24 protein-coding genes are annotated in these 25783 nt (G+C 66.0%); 10 read left to right on the forward strand and 14 right to left on the reverse strand.

The genetic code is table 11. The annotated features are described in order from the left end of the window. Positions 1-115: 115 nt before the first annotated feature. Genes ACOEQ2_RS05915 through ltnD form a run of 4 tightly spaced genes read right to left on the reverse strand, consistent with a single transcriptional unit; the run spans position 116 to position 3533 of the window. Positions 116-544, reverse strand: coding sequence for an RbsD/FucU family protein (locus tag ACOEQ2_RS05915; RefSeq protein ID WP_419730452.1), 429 nt, complete (start codon positions 542-544; stop codon positions 116-118). Continuing rightward, positions 544-1866 (reverse strand): 3-oxo-tetronate kinase, encoded by a 1323-nt coding sequence (otnK, locus tag ACOEQ2_RS05920; protein WP_419730453.1) that lies wholly within the window; start codon positions 1864-1866, stop codon positions 544-546. The genes ACOEQ2_RS05915 and otnK overlap by 1 nt, the downstream gene beginning before the upstream one ends. Beyond that, positions 1863-2657 carry a 2-oxo-tetronate isomerase gene (otnI, locus tag ACOEQ2_RS05925; protein WP_419730454.1) on the reverse strand — a complete coding sequence of 265 codons (795 nt, stop codon included), beginning with the start codon at positions 2655-2657 and terminating at the stop codon, positions 1863-1865. The genes otnK and otnI overlap by 4 nt, the downstream gene beginning before the upstream one ends. 24 nt (positions 2658-2681) lie before the next feature. Further along, positions 2682-3533, reverse strand: a complete 852-nt coding sequence (gene ltnD / locus ACOEQ2_RS05930; protein WP_419730455.1) for an L-threonate dehydrogenase — start codon at positions 3531-3533, stop codon at positions 2682-2684. A gap of 188 nt (positions 3534-3721) precedes the next feature. Between ltnD and ACOEQ2_RS05935 the strand changes: the two genes are divergently transcribed. Further along, positions 3722-4399, forward strand: coding sequence for an aldolase (locus tag ACOEQ2_RS05935; protein ID WP_419730456.1), 678 nt, complete (start codon positions 3722-3724; stop codon positions 4397-4399). A gap of 50 nt (positions 4400-4449) precedes the next feature. Here ACOEQ2_RS05935 and ACOEQ2_RS05940 read toward each other — a convergent pair whose 3' ends face one another. The 5 genes from ACOEQ2_RS05940 to ACOEQ2_RS05960 are packed head-to-tail and all read right to left on the reverse strand — an operon-like array spanning position 4450 to position 10098. Next, complete coding sequence (locus ACOEQ2_RS05940; protein ID WP_419730457.1) at positions 4450-5346, reverse strand: NAD-dependent epimerase/dehydratase family protein; 897 nt, start codon at positions 5344-5346, stop codon at positions 4450-4452. 21 nt (positions 5347-5367) lie between these two features. Continuing rightward, the gene (locus tag ACOEQ2_RS05945; protein WP_419730458.1) at positions 5368-6402 is read right to left on the reverse strand and encodes a substrate-binding domain-containing protein; all 1035 of its coding nucleotides are present in this window, start codon (positions 6400-6402) and stop codon (positions 5368-5370) included. Between the two features lie 32 nt (positions 6403-6434). Next, positions 6435-7478, reverse strand: coding sequence for an ABC transporter permease (locus tag ACOEQ2_RS05950; protein WP_419730459.1), 1044 nt, complete (start codon positions 7476-7478; stop codon positions 6435-6437). Continuing rightward, positions 7475-8542 (reverse strand): ABC transporter permease, encoded by a 1068-nt coding sequence (locus ACOEQ2_RS05955; RefSeq protein WP_419730460.1) that lies wholly within the window; start codon positions 8540-8542, stop codon positions 7475-7477. The genes ACOEQ2_RS05950 and ACOEQ2_RS05955 overlap by 4 nt, the downstream gene beginning before the upstream one ends. Beyond that, positions 8539-10098 carry a sugar ABC transporter ATP-binding protein gene (locus tag ACOEQ2_RS05960; RefSeq protein ID WP_419730461.1) on the reverse strand — a complete coding sequence of 520 codons (1560 nt, stop codon included), beginning with the start codon at positions 10096-10098 and terminating at the stop codon, positions 8539-8541. Before ACOEQ2_RS05960 ends, ACOEQ2_RS05955 begins: the two co-directional genes overlap by 4 nt. A 192-nt stretch (positions 10099-10290) precedes the next feature. Here ACOEQ2_RS05960 and ACOEQ2_RS05965 point away from each other — a divergent pair, with 192 nt between their 5' ends. The 5 genes from ACOEQ2_RS05965 (at position 10291) to ACOEQ2_RS05985 (ending at position 16140) form a co-directional block, all read left to right on the forward strand. After that, positions 10291-11325, forward strand: a complete 1035-nt coding sequence (locus ACOEQ2_RS05965) for a LacI family DNA-binding transcriptional regulator (RefSeq protein WP_419730462.1) — start codon at positions 10291-10293, stop codon at positions 11323-11325. 42 nt (positions 11326-11367) lie between these two features. Then, entirely contained in the window at positions 11368-12261 is an 894-nt protein-coding gene (locus ACOEQ2_RS05970; RefSeq protein ID WP_419730463.1) for an NAD(P)-dependent oxidoreductase, read from the forward strand. 123 nt (positions 12262-12384) lie between these two features. Then, positions 12385-13659, forward strand: a complete 1275-nt coding sequence (locus ACOEQ2_RS05975) for a glycosyltransferase (protein WP_419730464.1) — start codon at positions 12385-12387, stop codon at positions 13657-13659. Beyond that, positions 13656-15134 carry an oligosaccharide flippase family protein gene (locus tag ACOEQ2_RS05980; RefSeq protein ID WP_419730465.1) on the forward strand — a complete coding sequence of 493 codons (1479 nt, stop codon included), beginning with the start codon at positions 13656-13658 and terminating at the stop codon, positions 15132-15134. The genes ACOEQ2_RS05975 and ACOEQ2_RS05980 overlap by 4 nt, the downstream gene beginning before the upstream one ends. 130 nt (positions 15135-15264) lie before the next feature. Further along, the gene (locus ACOEQ2_RS05985; RefSeq protein WP_419730466.1) at positions 15265-16140 is read left to right on the forward strand and encodes a PLP-dependent cysteine synthase family protein; all 876 of its coding nucleotides are present in this window, start codon (positions 15265-15267) and stop codon (positions 16138-16140) included. Positions 16141-16293: 153 nt separating this feature from the next. Here ACOEQ2_RS05985 and bla read toward each other — a convergent pair whose 3' ends face one another. From bla to ACOEQ2_RS06000, 3 genes are all read right to left on the reverse strand, one after another. Continuing rightward, positions 16294-17136, reverse strand: a complete 843-nt coding sequence (gene bla / locus ACOEQ2_RS05990) for a class A beta-lactamase (protein ID WP_419730467.1) — start codon at positions 17134-17136, stop codon at positions 16294-16296. Between the two features lie 137 nt (positions 17137-17273). Further along, the gene (locus ACOEQ2_RS05995) at positions 17274-18272 is read right to left on the reverse strand and encodes a radical SAM protein (RefSeq protein ID WP_419730468.1); all 999 of its coding nucleotides are present in this window, start codon (positions 18270-18272) and stop codon (positions 17274-17276) included. Between the two features lie 94 nt (positions 18273-18366). Next, positions 18367-19485, reverse strand: a complete 1119-nt coding sequence (locus tag ACOEQ2_RS06000; protein WP_419730469.1) for a glycosyltransferase — start codon at positions 19483-19485, stop codon at positions 18367-18369. 163 nt (positions 19486-19648) lie between these two features. Between ACOEQ2_RS06000 and ACOEQ2_RS06005 the strand changes: the two genes are divergently transcribed. The 4 genes from ACOEQ2_RS06005 to ACOEQ2_RS06020 all read left to right on the forward strand — a co-directional run bounded on the left by ACOEQ2_RS06005 (position 19649) and on the right by ACOEQ2_RS06020 (position 23486). Continuing rightward, complete coding sequence (locus ACOEQ2_RS06005; RefSeq protein WP_419730470.1) at positions 19649-20617, forward strand: glycosyltransferase; 969 nt, start codon at positions 19649-19651, stop codon at positions 20615-20617. Between the two features lie 77 nt (positions 20618-20694). Next, positions 20695-21840, forward strand: a complete 1146-nt coding sequence (locus tag ACOEQ2_RS06010; protein ID WP_419730471.1) for an inositol-3-phosphate synthase — start codon at positions 20695-20697, stop codon at positions 21838-21840. Further along, a complete protein-coding gene (locus ACOEQ2_RS06015) occupies positions 21837-22553 on the forward strand; it encodes an NTP transferase domain-containing protein (protein WP_419730472.1) in 717 nt (238 codons plus the stop codon). Before ACOEQ2_RS06010 ends, ACOEQ2_RS06015 begins: the two co-directional genes overlap by 4 nt. A 24-nt stretch (positions 22554-22577) precedes the next feature. Continuing rightward, positions 22578-23486 carry a CDP-alcohol phosphatidyltransferase family protein gene (locus ACOEQ2_RS06020; RefSeq protein ID WP_419730473.1) on the forward strand — a complete coding sequence of 303 codons (909 nt, stop codon included), beginning with the start codon at positions 22578-22580 and terminating at the stop codon, positions 23484-23486. On the opposite strand, the gene lptG is transcribed toward ACOEQ2_RS06020, so the two are convergent. Both lptG and lptF read right to left on the reverse strand, forming a co-directional pair. Next, entirely contained in the window at positions 23458-24534 is a 1077-nt protein-coding gene (lptG, locus tag ACOEQ2_RS06025) for an LPS export ABC transporter permease LptG (RefSeq protein WP_419730474.1), read from the reverse strand. The two genes, ACOEQ2_RS06020 and lptG, sit on opposite strands and share 29 nt — an antisense overlap. Beyond that, complete coding sequence (gene lptF, locus ACOEQ2_RS06030; RefSeq protein WP_419730475.1) at positions 24531-25706, reverse strand: LPS export ABC transporter permease LptF; 1176 nt, start codon at positions 25704-25706, stop codon at positions 24531-24533. The genes lptG and lptF overlap by 4 nt, the downstream gene beginning before the upstream one ends. Between the last annotated feature and the right edge of the window lie 77 nt (positions 25707-25783).

A 25783-nucleotide genomic window follows, 5' to 3' on the forward strand; every position in this document is an offset into this window, starting at 1 on the left:
CGCTCCCGATGCCGCATTGCAGCATGCAGGAATTCCGACCGGATCGAAGCTGTATGACAGCTTTAGCCCGTTTAGTCCGTGACGCAAGCGGCTATTTCCTGTGTCGGGATCGATGTCAGGGACCGAAGATCACGCCCTTGGTGAGCAGGATGTTGCCGTAGGCGCGCTGTTCCCCGGTCTGGACGATCGCGAAGCACGAGCGCACCAGATCGTAGAACGCGAAACGTTCGACCGACAACGGATGCGGGTGCCCGCGCTCGGCGAGCGCATCGGCGAGATCCTGCACGGCAACCGGAACGGCCTCGGGGTCGCCCACCTGCTGCATCGTCGCAGCCGGGTTCGGCACGAAACTGTCGAGCGGCAGCAGCGTCAGAACCGCCCGCAAGACAGCTGTCGCATCGAGGCCGGGCAGATGATGGATGGTTCGCCCGCAGCTTGCCGCGGGGAAATTCGCATCGACGATCGCGATGCTGTCGCCGTGGCCCATGGCCGCCAGGCTGTGCAGCAGGTCCGGCGTGAGAAGTGGATCGATCCCGTGCAGCATCAGTCTGTCTCCGTCTGGTTCAGCATCGAGAGCGCCTCGGCAAAGAAATCGTCGCCGCCGAAATTGCCGGATTTCAACGCCACTGCAAGGCCGGCATGATGTGCGCCGGCGGTGCGCAGGGCCGGCACGCCGGGGGCGATCTCGCGGCCGATCAGGAACGCCTCGAGCCCCAGCCGGTCGACCACAGCGCCGGACGTCTCGCCTCCCGCAACCACCAGCCGGCGGACCGACGCGGCGACCAGCGCCTCGGCGATGTCGGCCAGCGCCTGCTCCACCACGTGCCCGGCGGCAGCCCCGCCATGGCTGCGCTGCATCGCGGCCACGGCGTCGGGCGTGTCGCTGCTGGCAATCAGCACCGGGCCCGCATCGAGCCGCGCATGCGCCCACGCGAGCGCCTCGGCAACCACCAAGCTTGCGCCGCCTTCCAGCAGCCGCGAGACATCGAGCCGATGGATCGGAATCCCGGCAGCCTCGGCCACCGCGATCTGCCGCCTGGTGGCAGCCGAACAACTTCCGGCAAGAATGGCTGCGCGCGAGCCGGCGGCGACGCTGCCTTGCCCGGACATCCCGACGTCGGCAGGGGACTTGGAAACGGTCCGTTGCGGACCACGCGCCACGAGCGCCCGGGCAATTCCGGCACCGAGCCCGGACGCGCCGGTGGAAAGTGGGTCCGCCAACGCCGCCTCGCCGAGCACATCGAGATGACGCGCTGCCACCGCATCGGCAATCACCGACCCCTCGCCGCGCGCCGACGCGTCAGCCAGCGCTGCCCGTACCGCCGCGACGCCCTGCTCCACCACGGCGTACGGGACCAAGCCGACACCCGAAGCACTCTGTCGTTGCAGCACCCGGACCAGGTTCGCATCACGCATCGGGTTCAGCGGATGGTCCTTCAGCGGGCTCTCGTTGAGCGGCACGCCGTTCACGAACAGGTTGCCCTGGAACACGCTACGCCCGGTCTCGGGGAAGGCGGGATTCACCAGCACCGCACCGCACCCGGCACGTGCGCGCAAGGCATCGGTCACCGGGCCGATATTTCCGGCGTCGGTCGAATCGAACGTCGAGCAGACCTTGAACAACACGTGCTCGGCGCCGCGCTCGCGCAGCCAGGCTTCGGCCTCGAGGGACAGCTCGACCGCGCGTGCGGCCTCGATCGAGCGGCTCTTCAGCGACACGACGACCGCATCGACCTCAGGCAGGTCGAGTCCCGGACGCGGCACGCCGATCGTCTGCACGGTGCGCAGTCCGTTCCGGCGCAACATGTTGGCGAGGTCGGACGCGCCGGTATAGTCGTCGGCGATGCAGCCCAGCTGGATGCTCATGCCGCGCCCCCTGTCGATTTTCCGGCGAACGGTGCGAACCAGCCGAGACCGTCGAGCGTGGCAGCGCGCGGGCGATACTCGCAGCCGACGAAACCGTCATAGCCGAGCCGGTCGAGTTCCGCGAACAGGAAGGGGAAGTTCAGTTCCTCCCCAGCCGGCTCGTTGCGCGACGGCACGCTCGCAACCTGGATATGGCCGATCATCGGCAGCATCCGGCGGAGCGCCATGGTCACGTCGCCATGCATGATCTGCCGGTGATAGATGTCGAACTGCAGTTTCACGTTGGGCAGGCCGATGCTGTCGATGAGCGACGCCGTCCAGTCGAAGTCGTTCAGGAAATAGCCTGGCATGTCGCGGCCGTTGATCGGCTCGAGCACAAGGTCGAGCCCACGCTCGCCGAGCGCCTCGGCGCAACGTTCGACCGCGGCCCGGTAGGTGGCCACCGACTTCGGGTCTGTGCGGTCGCCGAGGCCTGCCATCAGGTGCAGGCGCCGCACGCCACAGGCTTCCGCGTAGCGTAGCGCCGTGTCCAGGGCCGGCGCGAGCTCCGCGGTGCGCGTCGGGATCGACGCAAAGCCGCGGTCACCGGAGTCCCAGTCGCCTGGCGGCATGTTGAACAACGCCACGGTCAATCCGTTGCGCTGCACGCGCTCTGCGAGCGCCTCCGGCTCGAGGGAATACGGGAACAGGAACTCGACCGCGGTAAAGCCCGCCCGTGCGGCTGCGTCGAAGCGGTCGGCGAACGGCACCTCGTTGAACATCATCGTAAGGTTGGCTGCGAAATGGGGCATGCGGGTCTCTCCGTAGGGCCGTCCTCAGCTTTTCGTGGGCAACGTAAGGCCGGCAATCTGCGCATACAGCCGCGCGACCGATGCATCGTCGTCCTTGCCCATGCCGGCGGCGGCGGTCATCAGATACATCTGCAACGCCGCGCCGGCGACAGGCACCGGGAATTTATCGGCGCGCGCCATGTCGAGCACGATGCCGAGATCCTTGGTGAAGATCTCGATCGAGCTGTGCGGGGTGTAGTCGCCGGCCAGCACGTGCGGGATCCGGTTCTCGAACATCCAGCTGTTGCCGGCGGACTTGGTGATGACCTCATACACGCGAGCGAGGTCGAGGCCCTGCCTCGCGGCGAACGCCATCGCCTCGCAGGCGGCCGCGATATGCACGCCGGCGAGCAGCTGGTTCACCATCTTGAAGGCGGCGCCGAGCCCGGCGCTGTCGCCGAGTTCGTACAGCGTGCCTGTCATGGCATCGAGTGCCGGTCGCGCACGGCTGAATGCGGACGGCGTACCGGAGGCCAGCATGGTGAGCGCGCCATCGGCCGCACGCGCGGCACCGCCGCTCATCGGCGCATCCAGATAATGCCGTCCGGTCGCCTCCAGCCGGGCCGCGAGGGCACGGGCCCGCTCCGGCGCCATGGTGGCCGAGGATACGAATACGCTGCCTTCGGGCATGGCTTCCGCACAGCCATCCGGGCCGAACAGCACCGCCTCGGTCTGGTCGGCGTTGACCACCACGGCAACCACACAATCGGCACCGGCTGCGGCGGCCGCAGGTGTTGCGCCGACCCGGCCCCCCTGGGCCTGGAAACGCTCGCTCGCCGCGGCATTGACATCGAAGCCGGTCACATCGAAGCCCGCACGCAACAGCGATGTTGCCATGCCGAAACCCATGGATCCCAACCCGATGACCGAGCACCTGAGCTTGGCTGTTGCTGCATCTTTACGTTCGGTGCCGCTCATGCTGGGATCCTCGAGGTCGGGTGTTGGCGCTGGTTGCGCTACCATGGCAGGGTCGGTCGGGAAACGCGCCATGCTCGACGCGGTCGCCGGAAATGCGGAGATATTCCATGAATGAGAATAAGCTGCGCGAGCAGATCTGTTTGTTCTCGCGTTCGCTGTTCGAGCGCGGACTGACGCATGGCACAACCGGAAACGTCAGTGCCAGGCTGGAAGATGGCGGGCTGCTGACCACGCCGACCGACAGCTCGCTGGGCTTCCTCGATCCGGCCAGGCTGACACGCCTCGATGCCGAGGGACGGGTGTTGTCGGGTGACCGCCCGACGAAGGAGATCCCGCTGCACCAGGCGATGTACGAAACCCGCGCTGGTGCGGGAGCGATAGTGCACCTGCATTCCACCCATTCCGTCGCGGTCTCCATGCTCCCGGGCATCAATCCCGAGGCGGTGTTGCCGCCCCTCACCGCATATTCGGTGATGCGGGTGGGTGCCACCGCTCTGGTCCCGTACTACCGCCCCGGCGATCCCGCGGTGGCGGGCGCGATCCGCGGCCTGGCCGGTCGCTACGCGGCGGTGCTGCTGGCCAATCACGGGCCGGTCGTTACCGGAAAGACAATCGAGGCGGCGGTGGCGGCCACGGAGGAGCTGGAAGAGACCGCCCGGCTGCATCTCATGCTGCGCGGGCTGAACCCGAGGCTGCTTACGAATGCGCAGGTTCAGGACCTGGTCAGCCATTTCAACCTCGAGCCCTACCCCGAGCATCATCATGAGACCGACAGTCCCGACTGATCTGCAAGTCGGGCGGCTGCCGTCGCAGGAAGCCGCCCGGGCTGCAAGTGTCAGCCTTGTGTCGGGACGTAGTTGCGCCAGTTGTGGTTCTCGCGGAAGCCGAGCATGTCCTTCGCCTTCTTGTTCGAGAGGAGGCTTTCGAACTCGCCCATCTCGCCGCGAACCGGCACGTTCGGGTAATACCGGCGCACCAGTTCCGCCGTCGGAAGATCCGACGAGGAGTGGTCGTTGACGGCGTTGAAGACCTGGTATCCGAGCCCGTCGGTCTCGATGCCGAGGCGAACGAGCTCGCCCAGATCACGGGCGTCGATATAGCTCCAGGCGATACGACGGCGGAAGTCCGGCTTGGCGAACCAGCCCGGGAACAGCTCGTATTCGCTCGGCTCGATCACGTTCCCGATGCGCAGGGCGTAGATATCGGTGCCCGTGCGCAGCGCGAAAGCTTCGGACGTGCGCTCGTTGCAGATCTTGGAGACCGCGTAGCTGTCCATCGGCTTGACCGGATAATCCTCGTCGAGAGGGAAATATTCCGGATCACGATGACCGTGCGCGAACACGATCCCGTACGTGGTCTCGCTCGACGCAATGATCACCTTCTTGATGCCGAGCTTGGTCGCAGCGTCGAGCACGTTGTAAGTGCCCATGACGTTGATGCGATAGACCTCGTTATCAGGCGTGATCATGATCCGCGGAATTGCGGCGAAGTGCACCACTGCATCGATCGGCTGCGGGCTGAGATCAAGATCGAACTCATGCAGGCCGGTATAGGCGGAGAACGCGTTGAACACCTGGCCGGCATCGGTGATGTCGGTGATCAGCGTGCGGACCTTCGGATTGGCCAGCGGCTTCGTGTCGATGTTCATCACGTGGTAGCCCTGGTCGACCAGGTACTGGACCACGTGGCGACCGGCCTTGCCGCTGCCGCCGGTGAAGAGGATGCGCTTCATACGTCGAAGTTCCTTCAGATATCAGAAGTGGTACTGGTCGATGTTGTCCGCGTTGAAGATCAGCGGCTTGCTGAACACGATCACGCCGTCCTTGGCGGTGAAGCTGCCAAGATCGCCGGCGTCGAACGTGCCGTTGCGCTGGATCGCGTTGTCGGCGGCAAGCCGGGCGACGTACATGACGAGCTCGCCTTCCTTGACCTCGTCCCACAGCGGCGTCTCGCGGATGATGCCGCTCTTGACGTACTGACGGATCGAGTCCGGATCGCTGCAGCCACCGACGACGACCTTGCCCTTGAGGCCGAGCTTCTCGACCGCTGCGGCGGCGCCGACTTCGGCCGCACCGTCCGGCGCGATGATGCCGGTCACGTCCGGATTGGCCTGCAGGATGTTGAGGCCGGCGGTCAGGGACTGCGACGGGCTCGACTGGCCATACTGGGTGGTGACGATCGTCATCTTCGGGTAGGTCGCGGTCATGTATTTCTTGAGTGCCGAGATCCACTCGTTCTGGATCGTCGCGTCCGGGGTCGAGGACAGGATCGCGATCTTGGCGTTCGGACCTGCGTACTTGGCGACAGACTCGACGAGCGCCTTGCCGAACTCGGCGTAGTCGGTGTTCTGGATGAAGAAGTTGCGGGCGTCAGGCGCGACATCGCTGTCGTAGGACACAACCTTGATGCCCTGGGCCATCGCACGGCGCAGGGCCGGGGCGAGCTGCGTCGGGTTGTTCGAGGTCGTGGTGATCACGTTGAAGCGGCGCGCGATCAGGCTGTTGAACACGTCGACCTGGCCCTGCGCCGAAGCCGTCACCGGGCCGGTATAGAGGAAATCGATGTTCAGCTTCTTGGCGGCTTCGACAGCGCCCTGCTCGTTCGCCTTGAACACCGACAGGCCGACGAGCTTCGGCACCATCGCGACGCGGATGCGCTTGGAGGTATCGATGTCGGCGGCATGCCCGGCGAGGGTGGTGCCAAGCAGCAGCGGCAACATCGCGAGCGTGGCGCTGATGCCGCGGCGGGCAGCGCTGCGACGGGTCGAATTATCGGTCATCATGCTCATGGTCGTGTTCATGTCCCTGGTTGGTTTGTTGTTCAGCGTGAAGCTTGCAGGACGGGGCTGCGGCGCAACCGTCCCAGCAGCATCGACAGGCCGGATCCCCGGCCAGCGAATAGGTTCTTGGTGGCGATCGCGGCGAGCAGGATCGCACCTGTCAGCATCGTCGTCACCATGTCCGAGAAACCGGCAATCAGCATGCCCTGGCGCAACATGCCGAGCAGCAGCACGGCGATCACGACGCCTGCGATGCTGCCCTCGCCGCCGAAGATGCTGACACCACCGAGCACCACCGTGGTGATGGTGCTGAGCAGCAGCAGGTCGCCCATGTCGGACCGCACGGCGCTGTAATAGGCGGCGAGCACGATCCCAGCGATGGCCGCCATCGTGCCGCTGATCACGTAGGACGCGGTGACGATGCGGGCGACGCGGATGCCGGAATATCGGGCCGCCTCGGTGTTGTAGCCGATCGTCACCACCTTGCGGCCGAACGTGGAGCGCGAGATGAGGGCGGAAAATATCAACGCCAGAATGGCAAACAGCACGATCTGGAACGGCAGGATCCCGCCGATTGCGCCGGTTCCCAGCAGGTTGAAGGCGTTCGGGAAACCGGAGGGCGGGTTGTCGCCAGCGAGCGCGGTCGCAATGCTGCCATAAATGAAGCTGGTCGCCAGCGTGGCGATCAGCGGCTCGGTACGCAGCCTGGTGATAATAAGCCCGTTGATCAAGCCGAGACCGGCACCGGCGACGACTCCGATCACTGCCGAGACCCAGATCGAGACATGGAACTCGCTCCAGAGCGTCGCCATGATGACCGCGGAAAGTCCGGCGACCGCACCCACCGAGAGGTCGATGCCGCCGGTGAGGATGACCGTGGTGAGACCGAGTGCCACCAGCCCGAACGGCAGGAAGTTCTCGGTCAACGCCAGGAAGCCACCGAAACCCGGATAGAAACCTGGTACGCCGAGGATGAGCCCGATCGTGAGCACCAGCAGCATCAGCAGCAGCGCCCGCTCCCAATTTCCGAGCGGCAGTCGTCGCTGGTCCCGCCGACGCGCCGTCACCTCGTTCTGGCCGCTCATCGCACGCTGCTCCCGACGGCGGCGGATCGGCCCTGCCGGGCTCCCGCGGTCACTGCAAGCAGGATCATGGCGCCCTCACCTGCGGAGTACCAGATCGGCGGCACATGCACGAACACCAGCGCGGTCAGGATCACGCTCAGGAACAATGCGCCGAGGACGGTTCCCAGCATCTTGCCGCGGCCGCCGGAAATCGCACTGCCGCCGATCAACGCAACGGCAATGGATTGCAGCTCCATGTGGTCGCCGGTGCCTGTCGTGACGGTGGCCGAGCCGGTGTAACAAACGAACATCAGGCCGGCGAGCGCTGCCAATACACCCGACAAGGTATAGACGCTGACCTGAACGATCGTGACCGGGATGCCTGCATTGTAGGCTGCGGTCTGATTGTTGCCGATCGCAAGGATCGCACGGCCGAAGCGCGTATGGCCCAGCATGAACCACACGGCCAGCAGCACCAGGCCGAGCACCATGGCCGGGATCGGGATTGGCAGCAACGTCGACACCACGCCGTTGCCGAGCGTGGCGTAAGCCGGCGGCACGGAATCCACCTGTGTGCCGTTGGAATAAACGAAAATCAGTCCGCTATAGAGGCTATATGTGCCGAGCGTGGTGATGATCGGCGGGATCGCCAGCTTGGCCACCAGGACGCCGTTCAACGTGCCGAGCACCAGGCCGATCACCAGCGCGATCGCGAATGCGCCGACCAGAGGCAGCCCGCTCGACTGCGCCAACAGACCGGTCACCATCGCGCTGAGCCCCAGGATCGGGGCCACCGACAGATCGATGCCACGCGTGGTGATCACCAGCGTCTGGCCGAGTGCCAGCAGCGACAGCACGACGCAGTTCAGCAGCATGAACCGCAGATTCTGCAGCGCCATGAAGTTTGGATGCGCGATGCCGACCAGCAGGATGGTGGCGACCGTCACCGCAATCAGCGTGATCTCCCGCGCCTCGCGACGGGTTCGCGCGCGCGACCGGCCCGAAGCGGACGTCGGTGCCGCCGCTTCCGGAAGCTTCGCACGATCGCCGGGCACGGTCTCGACCTGCATGACCGGCGCGTTCACGCGGCGGCTCCTGCATGGCTCAGCCCGGCGTGGCTGAGATAGGACTGGCCGACCCGGTCCGGGGTGATGTCGTCGCCGCTCAGTTCGGCGACGATGCGCCCCTCATAGACGGAGAGGATCCTGTCGCACAGGCGCACCAGTTCCTCCATTTCCGAGGAGATCACCAGGATCGCCATGCCCTCGGCCGCCAACCCTTGGATGATCTCGTAGATCTCGTCCTTGGCGCCGACATCGACACCACGTGTCGGCTCGTCGAGGATCGCCACCTTGGGGGACAAGCCCATCCACTTTCCGAAAACGACCTTCTGCTGGTTGCCGCCCGAAAGCTGGCGCAGCGGCTGGTCGGTGCCCGCGCAGCGCACCCGATAGCGTCGCACGGTCTCGGCGCCGATGCGGTCCTCGTCGTCGTGGTCCATCAATCCGAAGCGATGCTTCACGCGCTCGATCAGACCGGAGGTCAGGTTCTCGGCGATCGTCATCGGCAGCACGGTGCCATGCCGGGCGCGATCCTCCGGCGCATAGACCAGGCCCGCCCGGATGATCTCGTAAGTGGGACTGGCGGAGATATCCTGCCCATCCAGAACGACGGTGCCTGCATCGCGCGCGCGCAGGCCGAAGATGGTCTCGGCGATCTCGGTGCGACCGGCACCGACCAGGCCCGCGACGCCGAGGATCTCGCCGGCATGCAGCGTGAACCCGACATCGGCGAACCGCGGCGAGTGGGCGAGGCCACTCACCGTCAGCATCGGCCTGCTCGTCGCGGTCGTGCCGGTGCGGCGCGGGATCGTGCGCATCTCCCGTCCGACCATCTGCGACAGCAGGCGGGTGCGGTCGAAATCGGCGCGGGCGACACTGTCGACCAGCACACCGTCACGCATCACGCTGATGTCGTCGGAGATGTCGAGAACCTCGTCCATCCGGTGGCTGATGAAGGCCAGCGTATAGCCCTCGTCGCGGAGCCGCCGCATGGTCCCGAACAGGCGCTCGACCTCGTGCGTCGTGAGCGGCGATGTCGGCTCGTCGAAGAGGATGACGCGGCAACCACGCAGAAGCGCCTTGGCACACTCGACCTGCTGCTGCTGGGCGATCGAGAGCAGCCGCGCCTCCGCATCCACCGGAATATCCAGGCCGAGCGTTGCGAGCGCTGCACGCGCACGAGCCCGCATCCCCGCCCAATCGATGCGCGGAATCACACGGCCGGTGGTCGGCAACTGGCCCACGAACATCGTCTCGGCAACGGTCAGAGACGGCATCAGCGCCGGCTCCTGCGGCACCAGGTAGATACCGTGCGCGTGCGCATCATGCGGCGAGGCAAACGAAAGTGCTTCGTCATCGAGATAAAGCGCGCCGGCAGTCGGGCGAACGATGCCGGCCATCACCTTGAACAGGGTTGATTTACCCGCGCCGTTCTCGCCCATCATCGTGTGAACGCGCCCCGGCTCGAGCGACACGCTGATGCCGCGCAGGACCGAAACCGGACCATAATTCTTGGTGACGTCGAGAGTCCGGTACAGGCCGGTCGCATGGGGCGCCGACATGCTTGCAGCCTGCGGCATGACGCCGTTCTCCTTGTAGTCTTTCCCGCACGAGCCCGCTTCTTCATCAGCCGGCACCGTTTGCGGCGCCGGACGGCCAGCTTCGGGGTGCAAGCTAGTCCGCTCCCGATGGTAGCGCAACCAAGGAAATCGTCATATTTATCGCGTCCGACGATGGCGGCGGAGCGCACAGGAGCGTAGGTTCGGCGTCCGATGAATCAGGTCGTACCTCTGGGCCGCCGCGCCCGCAGCACCGCCGTGACGCTGAAACATGTTGCAGCACGCGCAGGCGTGGCGCCGATCACTGTTTCGCGCGCGCTCAATGCACCCGACAGCGTGTCACCGCTGCTTCGGGCACAGATCGACGATGCCGTGACCGCCCTCGGATACGTGCCGAACCGCTTTGCCGGTGTGCTGGCCTCTGCGCAAAGCCGCGTGGTCCCGGTCATCGTGCCATCCCTGTCGAACGCGGTCTTCATCGAGGTGATCCAGGGCATCCAGGGCGTCCTGGAGGCGGGCGGCTACCAGATGCTGCTCGGCAACACGCAATACGACCTTGCCCGCGAGACCGAGCTGGTCTCGACCATGTTGGGATGGGCGCCCGCGGGCATCATCGTCGCGGGCCTGCGCCATGCCGAGCGAACGCGGGCGCTGCTCGCCGGCTCCGGAAGGCCGGTCATGGAGATCATGGAACTCGGCCGGCGCCCGATCGACATGAATGTGGGCCTCTCGCATCTGAGCGCCGGCGAGGCGATGGGCCGGCATCTGATCGAGCGCGGCTACCGGCAGATCGGCTTCATCGGCGGCAGGTTGGGGGCCGATTATCGCGCGATGCAACGATTCCGCGGGCTTGATCGCGCGCTGGCAGGGGCAGGCCTCGATCGACGGCGGCCCTTTGCCCACCCGGAGAGTTCGAGTTCGGAGATCGGCGGCAACCAGTTGATGGCAGTGCTGGCCCAGGCGCCGGAGCTCGACGCGCTGTTCTTCGCCAATGACGATCTTGCAGTGGGCGCATTGTTGCGGGCGCATCGTGAGGGGATCGACGTTCCCGGCCGGATCGCCATCGCCGGCTTCAATGGCCTCGGCATCGGCGCACTGACCACGCCGGCGCTGACCACGATTATTTCGCCGCGCCCGGAAATCGGCGCGTTGGCGGCAATCAAGCTGCTGGCAAGAGTATCCGGAGAGCCCGCGGGGCCGATCCGGGTCGATGTCGGTTATCGCCTGATGGTACGTGAAAGCACGTGATCCTGCCATCAGGCTATCCACCCCAGATGTGAAGGAACACCAATGACTGAGCGGATCGGATTTGCGGGCGTCGGCCTGATGGGCCACGGCATGGCCAAGAACCTGCTCGAGAAGGGTTTCCCCCTGACCGTGCTGGGGCACCGCAAACGCGAGGCGGTGGAGGATCTGAAGGCGCGCGGCGCCACCGAGGCCGGGTCGGCGCGGGAGCTCGCGGAAGCCAGCGATATCGTCGTGCTGTGCGTCACCGGCAGCCCGCAGGTGCGCGCCATCGTCGAGGGTCCGGACGGACTGGCGGCGGCCGGCCGCAAGCTGCTGGTGATCGATTGCTCGACCTCGGAGCCGTCGGTGACCACGGCACTCGCGGCCAGTCTTGCCGAACACGGCATCACCTTCATCGATGCGCCGCTGAGCCGCACGCCGAAGGAAGCGTGGGCCGGAACGCTGGACGTGATGGTCGGCGGCGCGGAAGCGGATGTCGCGCGCGCGCGGCCGGTGCTCGAGGCGTTCGCCGGGCGCATCGTCGAGACCGGTCCGGTCGGCACCGGGCACATGATGAAGCTGCTGAATAATTTCGTGTCGCTCGGATATGCAGCGCTCTACGCCGAGGCATTGTCGCTCGGCGCCAAGGCCGGCGTGACGGCGCAGACCTTCTTCGGCGTCATCGGCGGCGGCCGGATGGATTGTCCGTTCTTCCAGACGTTCTTCGAATATGTCGTCGGCCATAATCCGGAGGCGCACAAGTTCACGCTGTCCAACGCGCTCAAGGACCTGACCTACCTGTCGAGTTTCGCCGGCGCGTCCGCCACGGCCAATCCGGTGAACTCCGCAGTGCGCAACAGCTTCGCGCTCGCCGTCGGCCTGGGACATGCCGACGGCTACGTGCCGACGCTGGCGGACATCATCGCCCAGACCAATGGGTTGCCGCCGCCCCGGTGACCTTGGCCAGGCGCCTATCCAGTGGGACGATCGTGCGCTAGGTAGCAGCGTTCACGTTTCGGGCCGTGGCAGGGGGCAGATCTTGGTGGTGCCGGCAGACGGCGTGCGATCGTACGACGGGTGATGAAGGTCTTCTTCACGTTCGAGAACCCGCTGCCGAACACTGCGGCGGATGCCGAGGTATTCGTCACCACGGCAAATTATGTAGCCAGGCTGGTATCGGCGTCCTGGCTGCATGTTCCCTTGCCGGAGGCGACCGGAACGGCTGCGATCGCCAGGCTCGCCGGCATGCCGGTGATCCGCGCGCAGGCGCCGCTCCGGCCGGCGGTATTGCGCCACCTGGCGTGCGGGCTGACCATGCTCCTGCGCAGGCAGTACTGGCAGGCGGACCTGGTCTATACCCGCAACCTCTGGGTGGCGTGGATCGCGATCCGGTCGGGCCGGAAGATCGTTTTCGATCATTATCGTCCGTGGCCCGACCAGATCCCGCTGCTTCGATATTGGCTGTACCGGCTGGTGTGCCACCGCAACTTCCTCGTCAACATCTGCCACTCGGACTACACGCGCGAGAAGTACCTCGAGCTCGGCATCCCTGCGGAGAAGCTGCGCTGCGTGCGCAACGGCTTCGAGCCGGAGCGCCTGCGATCGCCGCTGGATCGGGATGCGGCCAGGCTTGCGGTCGGGCTAACGGACCCCAGGAAGACCGTCATCTATACCGGTCGCCTCAACCACAAGAAGGGGCTCGATCTCGTCATTCCTGCGGCCAGGCTGGCGCCGGAACTGCTGTTCGTGCTCGTCGGATCTGCCGGTGAAGGCCCGATCGAGACGATGGCGGCGGGCATCGAGAATATCCGCATCGTCGGCTGGCAACCGCCGGACATGCTTGGGCTGTACGTGCGCGCGGCCGACATCCTGCTGATCCCGCCGTCATGGAACCCGTTGGCGAAATTCGGTTCGACCGTGCTTCCGTTGAAGGTGTTTCTCTACATGGCGTCCGGCACGCCGATCCTCGCCGGTGACACGCCCGACATCCGCGAGGTCCTGACCCACGACCGGACCGCCTATCTGTGCCGGCCGGACGACCCGCAGGCACTGGCTGCCGGTCTGCGCGCGCTGGCAGCTGACCCGGAAGCGGCCGCCCGGCGTGCCGAGATGGCGCAGTTGGAGAGCCGCGACCTCACCTGGGACGCGCGCGCGCGGCGGATCGTCGACATCATCGCCGGGCGGCTGAACTCCACGCAGGCGGAACGCGGCACGTGGGGCCGTGCAGAATCGCGTGTCTGGATCAGTCAGTCATGGCGCTGGCTGCTGCATCTGCTGCGGACGCGGTCCTGGGTGCTGCCACCCTCTCGTACCGCGGCGGCCACCACGGCCGGTCCCGGCGTACGCGATGCATGAATGAGAATCATGAACGGCTGAAGCGGGGCTTCAACTGGCTGGGCGGCGCGTCGGTCATTGCCAGGATCGTCGATTTCCTGACCATCCTGACGATGCTGCTGTTCCTGACCAAGGACCAGGTCGGCATCGCGTCGCTCGTCGTGTCGATCGGCATGGTTGTCGAGGCGCTCAACGGACTTGGCACCGGCGAGGCGCTGATCCAGGCCCGCTCGGTCTCGCGCGAGCAACTCGATACGCTGTTCTGGTACGTGGTCGGCGCCGCCATCCTGGCAGGCGGTTTGACCCTCGCGGCCGCTCCGGCGATCGCGGCCCTTTACGGTGTCGCCGGGATGGCGAGCTATTTTCTGGCCATCGCCGTCAAGCAGCCACTCGTCGGCGCAGCGCTGATCCCGCTGGCGCTGATGAACCGGGACCTGCAGTACGAACGCATCGCCCTGGTCAATGTCTGCGCCACCATCGGCGCCGCACTGACCAGGCTGGCACTCGGTGCTTCCGGAGCGGGCGTGTGGGCGCTGGTGATCGGATATTCGGCGAGCGGTCTCTACATCCTGATCGGCGCGATGCTGGCACGTCCATTTCGCGCGCGTCTGCGGTTCCAGATGGAGGCGATCCGGCCGTTGGCGCGCTTCGGCACCCGCGCCGTCACCGCCAACGTTGCCGAGCAGATGTTCAAGAACGTCGACTACATGCTGATCGGCTGGTTCTACGGCGCGTCGTCGCTGGCGATCTACCGCGTGGCGTTCGACGTCGCCATGGAGCCGGCGATGGCGGTCGGCACGCTGGTCAACCGGACCACGCTGCCGGTGTTCGCTCGCGTGGCTGCATCCGGCGGCCAGCTCGTCGAGATCCTGGCCTGGTCGCTGCGGCGGATCGTCGGGCTGGTGGCCCCGCTCCTCGCGGCGCTGTTCCTCGTCGCCGGACCGTTGATGTCGCTGCTGCATGACGGCCAGGGCCACAGCTATGCCGCCGCAGCCACCCCGCTGAAACTGCTGGCAATCGCGGCCCTGTTGCGGGTGGTGCTGCAGCTGCTGGCAACCATGATGATGGGGTCCGGGAGACCTGGAACCGTCGCACGCCTGTCGGCGATGACGCTGCTGCTGTTGAGCGGGTCGATCCTGGCTGTCGGCTGCATCTTCCAGGCGCGTCTCGGCCTGATTGCCGTGTCCGCTGTCTGGCTGGCGATCTATCCATTGCTGCTGGGCTGGGGCCTCTTCACGATCCACCGTCACTGGCAGATCGGCGTCGCGTCGGTTCTGGAAGCAGTCGTCACGCCACTGGCCGGTGTCGCCATCATTGTCGCGGTCGTGGAGGTCGTGCGCCGGCTGATCGATGGTGGCCCGCCGGTGCAGATCGCGATCGTCGCGCTGGCAACGGCCGCAACCTACGCCGGGCTTTTTCTCTACAGCCGCAATCGGGTGGCCGTGGGTCAAAACCCGGCCAGGTCCGAAACCGACCCGAAGCGGATCCTGCCGTAGCGGGTGACGCACGCATCGGTGCCATCGCGGCTGCTATAACCCCTCCATGGTCTTACCCGATCACCCTTCATCTCCTTCCACGGTGGTGCCTTCTGCACTGGACCTGATCGGCCGCACACCTCTGGTCGCCTTGGACCGGGTCTATTCCGGTCCTGGACGCATCCTGGCGAAGGCCGAATTCATGCAGCCCGGCGGCAGCGTCAAGGATCGGGCCGCCCGCGCCATCCTGCTCGCCGCACGGGCGGACGGGCGGCTGGCACCCGGAGCCGCCGTCGTCGAGATGACCAGCGGCAACATGGGCGCGGGCCTCGCCGTCGCCTGCGCGGCGCTGGGGCACCCCCTGGTCGTCACCATGTCCGCCGGGAACAGCCCGCAGCGCGCGCGAATGCTGGAAGCGTTAGGTGCGGAAGTGCTGCTGGTGCCCCAGGTTGATGGCGCGCCAGGCCAGGTCACTGGCTCGGACGTGAATGCGGCGGCCGAGGCGGCCCGGTGCATCGCGGCGGAACGCGGCGGCTTCTACGTCGATCAGTTTCACGCGCCGGAGTGCGAGCGGGCGCACCGGGAGAGCACCGGCCCGGAAATCTGGGCGCAGTCCGGCGGGCGGGTGGATGCCTGGGTGGCAACGGTCGGCACCGGCGCGACCTTCCTCGGCGTCGCCGCATTCCTGCGGCAGCGCAATCCCTCCGTCCTGTGCGTCGCGGTGGAGCCGGAAGGCTGCCAGCCGCTCGCGGGCCTTCGCGTGACCAAGCCCCGGCATCTCATCCAGGGCACGAGCTACGGCAGCGTGCCGCCGCACTGGGATGCCAGCCTGATGGATGTCTCGGTCGCCGTCACGGATGGCGAGGTCGAGCACTGGCGACGGCTGCTCGCGACCCGAGAGGGGCTGTATGTCGGCTTTTCGGCAGCCGCCAATGTCGGTGCCTGCGCGGCCCTGCTGGCGTCCGGACGACTAGCGGCCGAGGCAGTCGTCGCGACCGTGCTCTGCGACACCGGCCTGAAGTATTGACCCGGAAGGCGGCGTATCGTGCCTTCGGCAAGAACGTCCGCTCCCCACCATTCCCGGCGGTTCGGCTGAAGGGGTTTCCGCCCTAGGGTCAAAACTCAATCAGTCTGCAACACCCTAGGCATCCTGAAGAGACGCCAGCGATGTGACAGAGGGCTATTCAACAAGGGCAGCGACGGCCATGCCGACTTCACGAAGCACAGCTTCTCGCAGATCGAGATCCATCCCAGGCGCATTGTAGTAGGCCGCGACGAGAATTGGCCGACGACCAGACGGCCAAGTTATCGCATAGTCATTGGTCTCGTCGGGACCATAGGTTCCAGCCTTGTCCCCTGTCACCCAGTCCAGAGGAAGGCCGGCGCGAAGCCGTCTAAGACCGGGCGTGGAATCGATCATCCAACTCGCCAAGAGTTCACGAGATGAAGGCTTGAGAATGTCTCCGAGCAAAAGCTTACTGGCCGAACCAATGATCGCTCGAGGCGTCGTAGTGTCGAAGGGTCCGTCATAGGCATTGGACGCTGGTTCATACCGGTCGGAGCGTGTGACCTCATCACCAAGACTACGAATGAACCGGTTCAGCCCAGGCGGTCCACCAATGCTTCGCATTAAAAGAATGGCGGCGAGATTATCGCTTACCTCGACACTCGCCTGACACAGAGTTGCCAGCGTTAAAGCCCCCTGGCTGACATGCGCAGCCGTTACGGGACAGAGAAAGTCGGGGTATCCCGCGGTCGACAAGTCATGGGCGTCGAAGTGGACGAGGCGCGCGAGGCTCTCATGCCCGGCATCGACGCGAGACAGGATTTGCCCGGCTAGAAGTCCTTTGAAGGTGCTGCACATGGTGAAGCGCTCATCTGCCCGATGAGTCAGGGTTCGTCCTGTATCGGTATCGATGGCGAAGACACCCAGGCGGCCGCCATGGCGCGCCTCAATCTCGGAAAGAGGGTCTGCTCTGGCTTCCACGCGGTAGGCACCGAGGAGCGCCAAGCTGATTGGCATGCTCGTCAGAAACCGGCGTCGATATATCGTAGGTAGCATGCCTGGGGATTGCCTCATGGCAGAGGCACGGTCAACGGGCTCGCGGAGGTAGGTCCGCTACCCACCATTCCCGGCGGTTTGGCTGAGTGGGTTTCCCCCTAGTGAACCGCGTCGACGAGCACGGGAGCGGTGGCACGCTGCGACCCGCGATACCGGTCGAAGGCGCTCATCTGGTGCACGCAGCTCAGGGTGCAGGTCGGGCTGCATGATTTCTCGGTGTGATATTCGCGCCGAATATCCTGCCCGGTATATTCGAGCAGCGGAATGCCCGGATAGCCGCGCTGTTGCGAACACCAATGCACCAGGCCGTCCTCGGAAATATACAGGTAGCGGGCGCCGGCGCGACACTTCCAGTCATTCGATCGGCCATGCATCAGGTTCTTCTGGAACAGCCAGTAGTTCAGGCTGTGCACGATCGAGGGCGAGATCTTCGTCACCTGGCGATATGCCTGCATCTGCAGCGGCGTCAGCGGCTTCAGCAACCCGCTGCCGTCATGCAGCACGCCGACGGAATGCTGCAGCCCGTAGCTCGCCGCCGTTTTCGCAACGGTGACGACATCCTCGGTGCGCTCGTCGCTGATGCCGAGCACCGAGTTCACGTTGACCTTGAACCGGGCGTGCTTCGACAGCAGCCCCAGCTTGTTCTCGACCGACGAGAGGCTCTTCATCGAAACCTCGTCCGGCCGCAGATTATCGATGCTGATCTGCATGCCCTGCAGGCCCGCATCGTTCAGCCGGTCGATCCACTCGCGCGTCAGGCGAAACCCGTTGGTGATCATCGTCACGATCATGCCGTGATCGCGCGCGGCCCGGACCACCTTGTCGAGATCGGGATGCAGCAGCGGCTCGCCACCGGTGAAGGTGATCGACGCGGTCTTCAACTTCGCCAGGTGATCCACCCTGGCGATCAGGTCCGCGAGCGGTACCGGCGCCGAGAAGTCATCGTATTCGTTGCAGTATCCGCACGCCAGGTTGCACCGGCGGGTGACCACGACCTGGGCCAGCAGAGGATTGTACCTCGAGCCGACGACGCGTCCGAGGAAGCGTGCGGCGGAGGCGAGACCTCCGGAGCGAAGGGCTGGCGGGCGGCTGCTCATGGTGTTCCGGGCGGCGGCGGAAGGGCGCGCTTGGTTGACCTGCATGCCGTCAGTTACCACCCGCGAGCCCCCAAAGGAAGCCGAGCCCGCCCCCTCAGCGCGCGCGGGGCAGCAGTGCGTCGTAGTGCCGCTCGAGCAGTTCGCCCTGTCGCCGGCCGTCGAATCGCTGCTCCACGAAGGCGCGTGCCTGGACAGCCATGCGCTGGCGGAGCCCCGGCGAATTCAGCAGGTCTTCGATCCGGCGGGCCAGCGCCTCGACATCCCGTTCGGGCACCAGGAAGCCGGTCTCGCCGTCACGCACGCCTTCGGGGATGCCGCCGACCCGCGTTGCCACGACCGGGACACCCGCGGCGGCGGCCTCGAGCATGACCATGCCCAGCCCCTCGACCCGGCCGGTCGCGGTGAGCACGCTCGGCAGCACCAGCATCCGCGCCTGGCGCATCCGGGCCAGGACCTCCGCATGCGGGCGGGCGCCGAGGAACACCGCTCGCTCGCCCAGCCCGAGCGATCCGGCCAGGGTGCGCAGCGAGGGAGCCAGCTCGCCGTCGCCGATGATGACCAGGCGGAGCTCGGGATGCCTGGCCGCCAGCGTGGCAAAGGCGCGGAGCAGGTATTGCGTGCCCTTCATCTCCACCAGCCGGCCGACATGCAGGATCGTCGGCCTCTCCTCGTCGGGGCTGCGCGGCCGGATCGCCTGGCAATCCACGCCGATGTAGTGGATGTGCGTGCGCTCGGCCGGGAAGCCCATCGCCAGCACCTTGTCCCGGATGAACGACGAGACGCAGAGGAACAGCGCGCCGTCCCGGGCGAGCCGGTGGCGGAACAGCGGGTAGTTGAACCAGGCCGGCGAGCTGAGCAGCGCCGCGGTCGACAGGGTGGCGTCGTAGCCGTGGAAGGTGGTGATCAGCTTCACACCCAGGCGTCGCGCCACCGGCAGCGCATACACGCCGTCGATGCCGAAATGGGCGTGGATCAGCGCCGGGCTTCGCTCCGCCAGCAGCCGGACATAGGGCCCGGGGTTGCGGGTCAGCATCTGCCAGCCGATCCGCGCCATGGACCGGCCGCCGTCCCGCAGCGCCAGGGATCGTGCCCCCTCGGGCGGCTCGCCATATCGCAGGCGCCCGACATAGGTAGGCACGTAGCGCCGCAGCTGCCCTGCCTGGCTGGTGATGAAGGGCTCCGACACCCGGAACAGGTTGTTACGGAATATCACGACCTCAGGCAGGTCGGTATCGTTTCTTTGCAATGGGTTGGACGGTGCGAGCCGGGTCAAGCCGGCCGTGCCGGGGCCACGCCACCGGGGCAGCCTGATTGGACTTCAAAAAACGCCTCGGGTATCTTTGGCACGGCTTTGCTGTTCCCACAGGCTGGACCCGATGACGATGCCTGCCCGACTACATTTCTGCTGGATCGGCACAAGCCTGCCATGGGCCTACGTCTTTGCCGTCATGTCGGCCGCCGAGAAGAGCGGACTCGCCGACATCGTGCTGCATCATACGGACACACTCGAGCCTGGTGAACAACTCGCAGCGCTGACCGGGACGCCCGGTGTGCGGTTGCAGCGCATCGACCCGGAGGACTGCCTGACGCGTGCGGGCGGGATGCTCGGCCTCGGCGGCGAACTCGTGTCGCTCTATCACCGGCTGAATGCGCCGGTGATGCGCTCCGACGTGCTGCGGGCAGCAATCCTGTATCTGCATGGCGGCATCTATCTCGATCTCGACACGGTCACGGTGGCATCCCTGCTGCCGCTGATCCAGGAGCGGCAGTTCGTCGGCTCCGAGTTCATCGTCTGGCCGCACGCCGTGCGGACGTCGCGGTCGCCGATCGTGTGGGCCCGTCATCTGACGCTCGATCTGGCGCGCAAGCTGTGCCGGAGGTGGCCGGGTGGCTGGAAGGGCTTCCGCTGGATCGAGACCGCCTACGCACGCAACGTGAACAACGCCGTGATGGGCGCCGAGGCCAACTCCGAGCTGTTCGCCGATTACCTGCGGGCCATGGTCGCCCTTCCCGCCGAGCGCCAGGTCCGGCGTTACGGCCTGGGCCCGCATCTGCTGGCGCGGGTCGTCGATGCGGCACCGGACCGGGCCGTCATCGTGCATCGCCCGTCGGTGTTCTATCCGCTGGCGCCGGAAATCTCCGAGCACTGGTTCCGCCGGGTCCGCCGCGTCCCACTGGGCTTGGTCTTGTCGCCGGACACCCGGGTCGTACATTGGTACGCGTCGGTCCGCACCAAGGCGCTCGTCGCCACCATCACGCCCGACTACATCCGGGCGAACCGCAAGCGGCAGCTCTACAGCGCGCTGGTCTGGTCGTGCGTCGGCAGGCTGCCGGAAGCCGCATGACCGGTTAGCGGTCTAGCGTCCTCCGGGCTCCCCGAAACTCTCCAACCGGCCGACTTCTAATTCAAGGACACATCGTGATGAACAGAGGCAGCATTCGCATCGCCATTGCCGGCATCGGCAACTGTGCCAGTTCGCTCATCCAGGGCATTCATTATTATACCCCGGATCGGTGCCGCGAAGGCGTCGTCGGACTGATGCATACCGAGATCGGCGGCTTCCTGCCAAGCGACATCGCAGTGGTGGCGGCGTTCGATGTCGATGCGCGCAAGGTCGGCACCGATGTTGCCCGCGCGATCTTCGCCAAGCCGAACTGCACCAAGGTGTTCCAGGCCGAGATCCCCGACACCGGCACGATCGTTCACATGGGCCCGGTGCTCGACGGCGTGTCCGAGCACATGTCGGATTATCCCGACCACCGCACGGTCGTGCTGTCCGATGCGCGCGAGCTCGGCAAGGCGGAGATCGTCGAGGAACTGCGCCGCAGCGGTGCCGAGATCCTGCTCAACTACATGCCGGTCGGATCCGAGCAGGCCGCACGGTTCTATGCGGAATGCGCGCTCGAGGCCGGCATCGCCTTCATCAACAACATGCCGGTCTTCATCGCCAGCAACCCGGAATTCGCCGAGCGTTTCCGCGAGCGCGGCCTGCCGATCATCGGCGACGACATCAAGTCGCAGCTGGGCGCCACCATCGTGCATCGCGTGCTGACCGACCTGTTCGCCAAGCGCGGCGTGAAGCTGATGCGCACCTACCAGCTGAACACCGGCGGCAACACCGACTTCCTGAACATGAAGAACCAGGAGCGGCTGAAGTCGAAGAAGGAGAGCAAGACCGAGGCCGTGCAGTCGGTCGCCAAGAAGCGCATCGAGGACGAGAACATCCATGTCGGCCCGAGCGACTACGTGCCGTGGCAGAACGACAACAAGCTCTGCTTCCTGCGCATCGAGGGCCAGTCCTTCGGCGACCTGCCGATGGAGATCGAGCTGCGTCTTTCGGTGGAAGACTCGCCCAATTCCGCCGGCGTGGTGATCGACATGATCCGCTGCGTGAAGCTGGCGTTGCAGAACAAGGTCGGCGGTGTGCTCGAAGGTCCGAGCGCCTATTTCTGCAAGCACCCGCTGAAGCAGTTCACCGACGATGAAGCCTACACAATGACGGAAGCCTTCATCCGCGTGCACACCTCCAAGTCCGTTCCGGTACTGGATGTGGCCGAGCTGGTATGAAGTGCCTGATCGTCGCTGCCGGCCAGGGGACCAGGCTCCGGGAGAAACTGGAGCTGAAGCCCCTGATCCAGCTCAGGGGGATGGCGCTGATCGAGCATGTCATCGTGCGCGCCCGAGTTGCCGGTATCGACGAGTTCGTGGTTGTGAGCGGCTATCGCGGCGATGAACTGCGCGCCGCGCTGGACGAGATTTCAGCCCGCGTCGACGTTCCGATCACCCACGTCGAGAATGACGAGTGGGCGCGTTCGAACGGCGTCTCGGTGCTGAAGGCAAAGGCCCATTTGGGTGCGCCGTTCATCCTGACGATGTGCGATCACCTTATCGATGCGCAGATCCTGCGCGGCCTGATGCAGGCGCCGCTCGAGGCCGACGGCGTGATGCTGGCGGTGGATTTCAATATCGTCGATCCGCTGAACGATCCCGATGACGTCACCCGGGTTCGCACCGAGGACGGCCGGATCCGCGCCATCGGCAAGCTGATGCCGGAGTTCGACTGCTTCGATACCGGCGTGTTCCTGTGCTCTCCGGCGATGTTCGAGGCACTCGAGGAAAGCCAGTCGCTCGGCGATGACAGCATTTCCGGCGCCATGAACGTGCTGGCACGCCGCGACCGCGCGACCGTGTTCGATGTGCAGGACAAGGCGTGGATCGACGTCGATGACCTGGTCGCCTACGAGAAGGCGGAGCGGCTGCTCGATGCGAAGCTGCTGTAGCGCCGGCTTTCCAGGATAGTGCACGTGGCAGACGCCGAGCCGATCAAGCGCACCTCGGAAATCGAGGAGGCGACCAACCTCCATGTCATCCATCCGATCTCGAGCTGGCTGGTGCCGCGCTTCGCCAGGCTGCACGTGCACCCGAACGCGGTGTCGGTCGCCGGCATGGTGTCGGGCGCCGCGGCAGGCATCGCGTACTACCATTATCACGACCGCCGATATGCGATCCTCGGTTTCGTGCTGATGATCCTGTGGCATGTCATGGACGGCGCCGACGGCCAGCTCGCCAGGCTCACCCGGTTGCAGTCGCCGACCGGCAAGGTCCTCGACGGGATCTGCGACTATGTCACCTTCGTCTCGGTCTATGCGGGCCTGGCGCTGGCACTCCGGCACGATCATGGCGCCTGGATCTGGGCCGTCATCGTCATCGCCGGTGTCTGCCATGCCGTGCAGGCGGCCGCCTACGAGGTGCAGCGCCAGGATTATAATTTCTGGGGCTGGGGACGACAATCGGCGGAACTGCTGGACCTGGAGACACGACCGCTCGACCGCAGCCAGGCGCCGTTGCGCACCCGCATTGCGGAGCGCCTGCACCGGATCTACGCGCGGGTGCAGGTCCTCGCGATCGGCGCCAACGGCGCGTCACGCAGCCGCCTGGCCACGATGATCGAGACGCAGCCGGAACGCGCCGCTTCGATCCGCGCGCTGTACCGGTCAAGCTTCGCGCCGGTGGTCCGGCAATGGTCCGTCATGTCGGCGAACTACCGGACCATCGGCATCTTCCTGTTCGCGTTCCTGCAGATCCCGCTCGGCTACTTCCTGCTCGAGATCTTCGGCCTCAGCGCGATCCTGGCCATCCTGGTGTCGCGGCAACCAGCCAGGTACGCGGCGTTCTTCGACCGGCTCAGCGATGGGCGCGCCGGAACAGGCTGATCGACAGCACGAACACCAGTACCGGCGGTGCGAGCGCGGTGATGGCCGGGCTGACATGCAGCAGCAACCCCATGCGGCTCAGGATCTGCTGGCTCAGCGAGAACACGATCCCGAACCCCACCCCGATCGCCAGCGTCCTCCCGGTGCTGCGTGCGCGCACCGATCCGAACACGAAGGGTGCCGCGGTCACCACCATCGCCACCATCGAGAACGGGATCGCCACCTTCGCCCAGAACTCGTAGCGGAACCGCGTGTTGCGCTGATGCTGCCTGTCGAGATCGCGGATGTGACGGTACAGCGCGATCGGTGGAATGCTGTCGAGGGGTAGCGTCAGGAACTGCATCTGCTGCAGCGGAATGAAGGAGTGCCAGGGCATTGCCGCGAAATGCTCCGTGCGCATCTGGAAGTCCTCGATGCTGGTCCGGGTGACGTTGCCGAGCAGCCAGGTTCCGTCCGGCTTGATGTCGGCGCGGCTGGCATGGATCGCGCGCTCCAGGCTACCGTCATCGGCGAAGTCGTAGATGTCGATCCCGATCGGCGTGCCCTTCCGCCGGAACTGCTGCACGTTCAGATACTGGTGATGGCTCTGCGCCCAGAAACTGCTCTGCTCGTTGGACGCATCCGACGAGGAAGCCAGCGCCGACGCACGCAAGGACTGCGCGAGCTGCTCTGCCGGCGGGATGATGAACTCGGCCGTCAGGAAGGCCAGGATGATCGCAGGAGCCGCGAGTGCCAGCACCGCGCCGATGATGCGGCGCTCCGGAATGCCCAGGCTCAGCATGGCGGTGAGCTCGATATTGCGCGACAGGCCGCTCAATGCCAGCAGCGATCCGAGCAGCATCGAGACCGGCGTCACCTGCAGCAGCCGCGACGGCACCGTGAGCGCCACATAGATGAACGCGTCGATCACGTGGTACGAGCCCTGCCCGACCGATGCGAGCTGCTCGACGAACTCCAGCAGGCTGAACAGGCAGGTCAGCGCCGCGGACACCAGCACCATCGCCTGCAATGCGGAAATCGCCACATACCGGCTGGCCAGCGTCATCATGCGTCCCGCCGTCGCAGCGGGAACGTGCCGCCACGCCGTCGCGGCGGAAGCGCGCCACGTCTGCGCAGCGCCAGCACCAGGCCCGGCCCGCGCGCATAGGCCAGCAGAAGCAGGACCAGCAGGCACGGCGCCCACCAGATGCCCGGGAACTCGGGGATCGTGCCGTGCTGCACCCAGGTGCGAGCCGACGTGCTCAGCAGGTAGTAGCCGAAATAGATCAGGAACGCGGTGGTGAACCGGGACTGCCTGCGGGCCCGCGGCGAGGCCGTGCTGAGCGGGATCGCCACCAGGCCGAGCAGCAGCGTCGAGAGCGGCGTCGACAGCCGCCACTGGAATTCGGCGATGTCCCCAGCCGAAACCGATCGTGCGAGCTCCGCACTGCTGGAGGCCACGGCGCTGGGCCCCGGCGGCGCGTCGCTGCGCTTGTTCGGGTCGACGATCATGCCCGCCGCCTGCAGGACCTGATCGGAGTCCGGCTTCTTCGGGTAGATCTCGTAGATGTCGGCGTCGCTGAGATGGACGTCGGAGCCGGTGCCCGGGATCATCCGCGGGATCGCGTCGGCGAGCTTGCCGGAAACGATCTCGTCATGGTCGCCGTAGGTGAGCCGGACGAACACGTCGCGGGCTTCCGAACCGGGCCCGTCACGGTGGGCCAGGAACACCACCCGGCTGCCTCCCTGGCTTACATAGAAGGAGCCCGCCTCCATCGCGTCGACATCGAGCAGCGTCGCCGCCCGCCGCGAGAGGTCGTGCAGCCTGGTATAGGCCCACGGCCGGACGACCAGCGACAGGCTGCCGACCACCAGGGCAAGGCAACCGGCGAGGGTCAGCACGGCGCGGATCATCGTCGCCGGCGTGAAGCGCAGCGCCGACATGGCAGGCAGCTCGAGGTCGCCATGCAGCCTGGAGAGGGTCAGGATCACCGACACGTACAGCGCCGCCGGGATCAGCACCTCCAGCGAGATCAGCACCTTGAGGCCGATCAACGTAGCAATCGCACCGGCGGGCAGCAGCCCGTTGACGGCATCCGAGAGGAAGCCGGCCGCGGTATAGCTGCCGAAAAGAGCGACCAGCGTGCCGAGGATGATCGCGAGCGGCTTGCTGAGTTCGCGGAGCAGGTAGCGATACAGGATCAATGGAATTCGCCGTGATGCTGCAGATGGTCGGCGCATGTGGCACGCCCTGCATCATCGGGCGCGCAGTTCGTGCGCCCGCCGACCGGCCCGGATTTATAGGCCGACGCCGCGCA

Origin of the sequence: Lichenicola sp., from assembly GCF_965198575.1 — a bacterium.
In the GTDB taxonomy this organism is placed as follows: domain Bacteria; phylum Pseudomonadota; class Alphaproteobacteria; order Acetobacterales; family Acetobacteraceae; genus Lichenicola.

Bases quoted from the DNA above. Each gene is read 5' to 3' on its own strand.
- ACOEQ2_RS06005 (WP_419730470.1), top strand. From the start codon at position 19,649: ATGACGATGCCTGCCCGACTACATTTCTGCTGGATCGGCACAAGCCTG.
- otnK (WP_419730453.1), bottom strand. From the start codon at position 1,866: ATGAGCATCCAGCTGGGCTGCATCGCCGACGACTATACCGGCGCGTCC.
- lptF (WP_419730475.1), bottom strand. From the start codon at position 25,706: ATGCGCCGACCATCTGCAGCATCACGGCGAATTCCATTGATCCTGTAT.
- ACOEQ2_RS05980 (WP_419730465.1), top strand. From the start codon at position 13,656: ATGAATGAGAATCATGAACGGCTGAAGCGGGGCTTCAACTGGCTGGGC.
- ACOEQ2_RS06015 (WP_419730472.1), top strand. From the start codon at position 21,837: ATGAAGTGCCTGATCGTCGCTGCCGGCCAGGGGACCAGGCTCCGGGAG.
- ACOEQ2_RS05995 (WP_419730468.1), bottom strand. From the start codon at position 18,272: ATGAGCAGCCGCCCGCCAGCCCTTCGCTCCGGAGGTCTCGCCTCCGCC.
- ACOEQ2_RS05915 (WP_419730452.1), bottom strand. From the start codon at position 544: ATGCTGCACGGGATCGATCCACTTCTCACGCCGGACCTGCTGCACAGC.
- ACOEQ2_RS05945 (WP_419730458.1), bottom strand. From the start codon at position 6,402: ATGAGCATGATGACCGATAATTCGACCCGTCGCAGCGCTGCCCGCCGC.
- ACOEQ2_RS05970 (WP_419730463.1), top strand. From the start codon at position 11,368: ATGACTGAGCGGATCGGATTTGCGGGCGTCGGCCTGATGGGCCACGGC.
- lptG (WP_419730474.1), bottom strand. From the start codon at position 24,534: ATGATGACGCTGGCCAGCCGGTATGTGGCGATTTCCGCATTGCAGGCG.
- ACOEQ2_RS05950 (WP_419730459.1), bottom strand. From the start codon at position 7,478: ATGAGCGGCCAGAACGAGGTGACGGCGCGTCGGCGGGACCAGCGACGA.
- ACOEQ2_RS05935 (WP_419730456.1), top strand. From the start codon at position 3,722: ATGAATGAGAATAAGCTGCGCGAGCAGATCTGTTTGTTCTCGCGTTCG.
- ACOEQ2_RS05940 (WP_419730457.1), bottom strand. From the start codon at position 5,346: ATGAAGCGCATCCTCTTCACCGGCGGCAGCGGCAAGGCCGGTCGCCAC.
- otnI (WP_419730454.1), bottom strand. From the start codon at position 2,657: ATGCCCCATTTCGCAGCCAACCTTACGATGATGTTCAACGAGGTGCCG.
- ACOEQ2_RS05965 (WP_419730462.1), top strand. From the start codon at position 10,291: ATGAATCAGGTCGTACCTCTGGGCCGCCGCGCCCGCAGCACCGCCGTG.
- ltnD (WP_419730455.1), bottom strand. From the start codon at position 3,533: ATGGCAACATCGCTGTTGCGTGCGGGCTTCGATGTGACCGGCTTCGAT.
- ACOEQ2_RS05960 (WP_419730461.1), bottom strand. From the start codon at position 10,098: ATGCCGCAGGCTGCAAGCATGTCGGCGCCCCATGCGACCGGCCTGTAC.
- ACOEQ2_RS06010 (WP_419730471.1), top strand. From the start codon at position 20,695: ATGAACAGAGGCAGCATTCGCATCGCCATTGCCGGCATCGGCAACTGT.
- bla (WP_419730467.1), bottom strand. From the start codon at position 17,136: ATGCCAATCAGCTTGGCGCTCCTCGGTGCCTACCGCGTGGAAGCCAGA.
- ACOEQ2_RS05975 (WP_419730464.1), top strand. From the start codon at position 12,385: ATGAAGGTCTTCTTCACGTTCGAGAACCCGCTGCCGAACACTGCGGCG.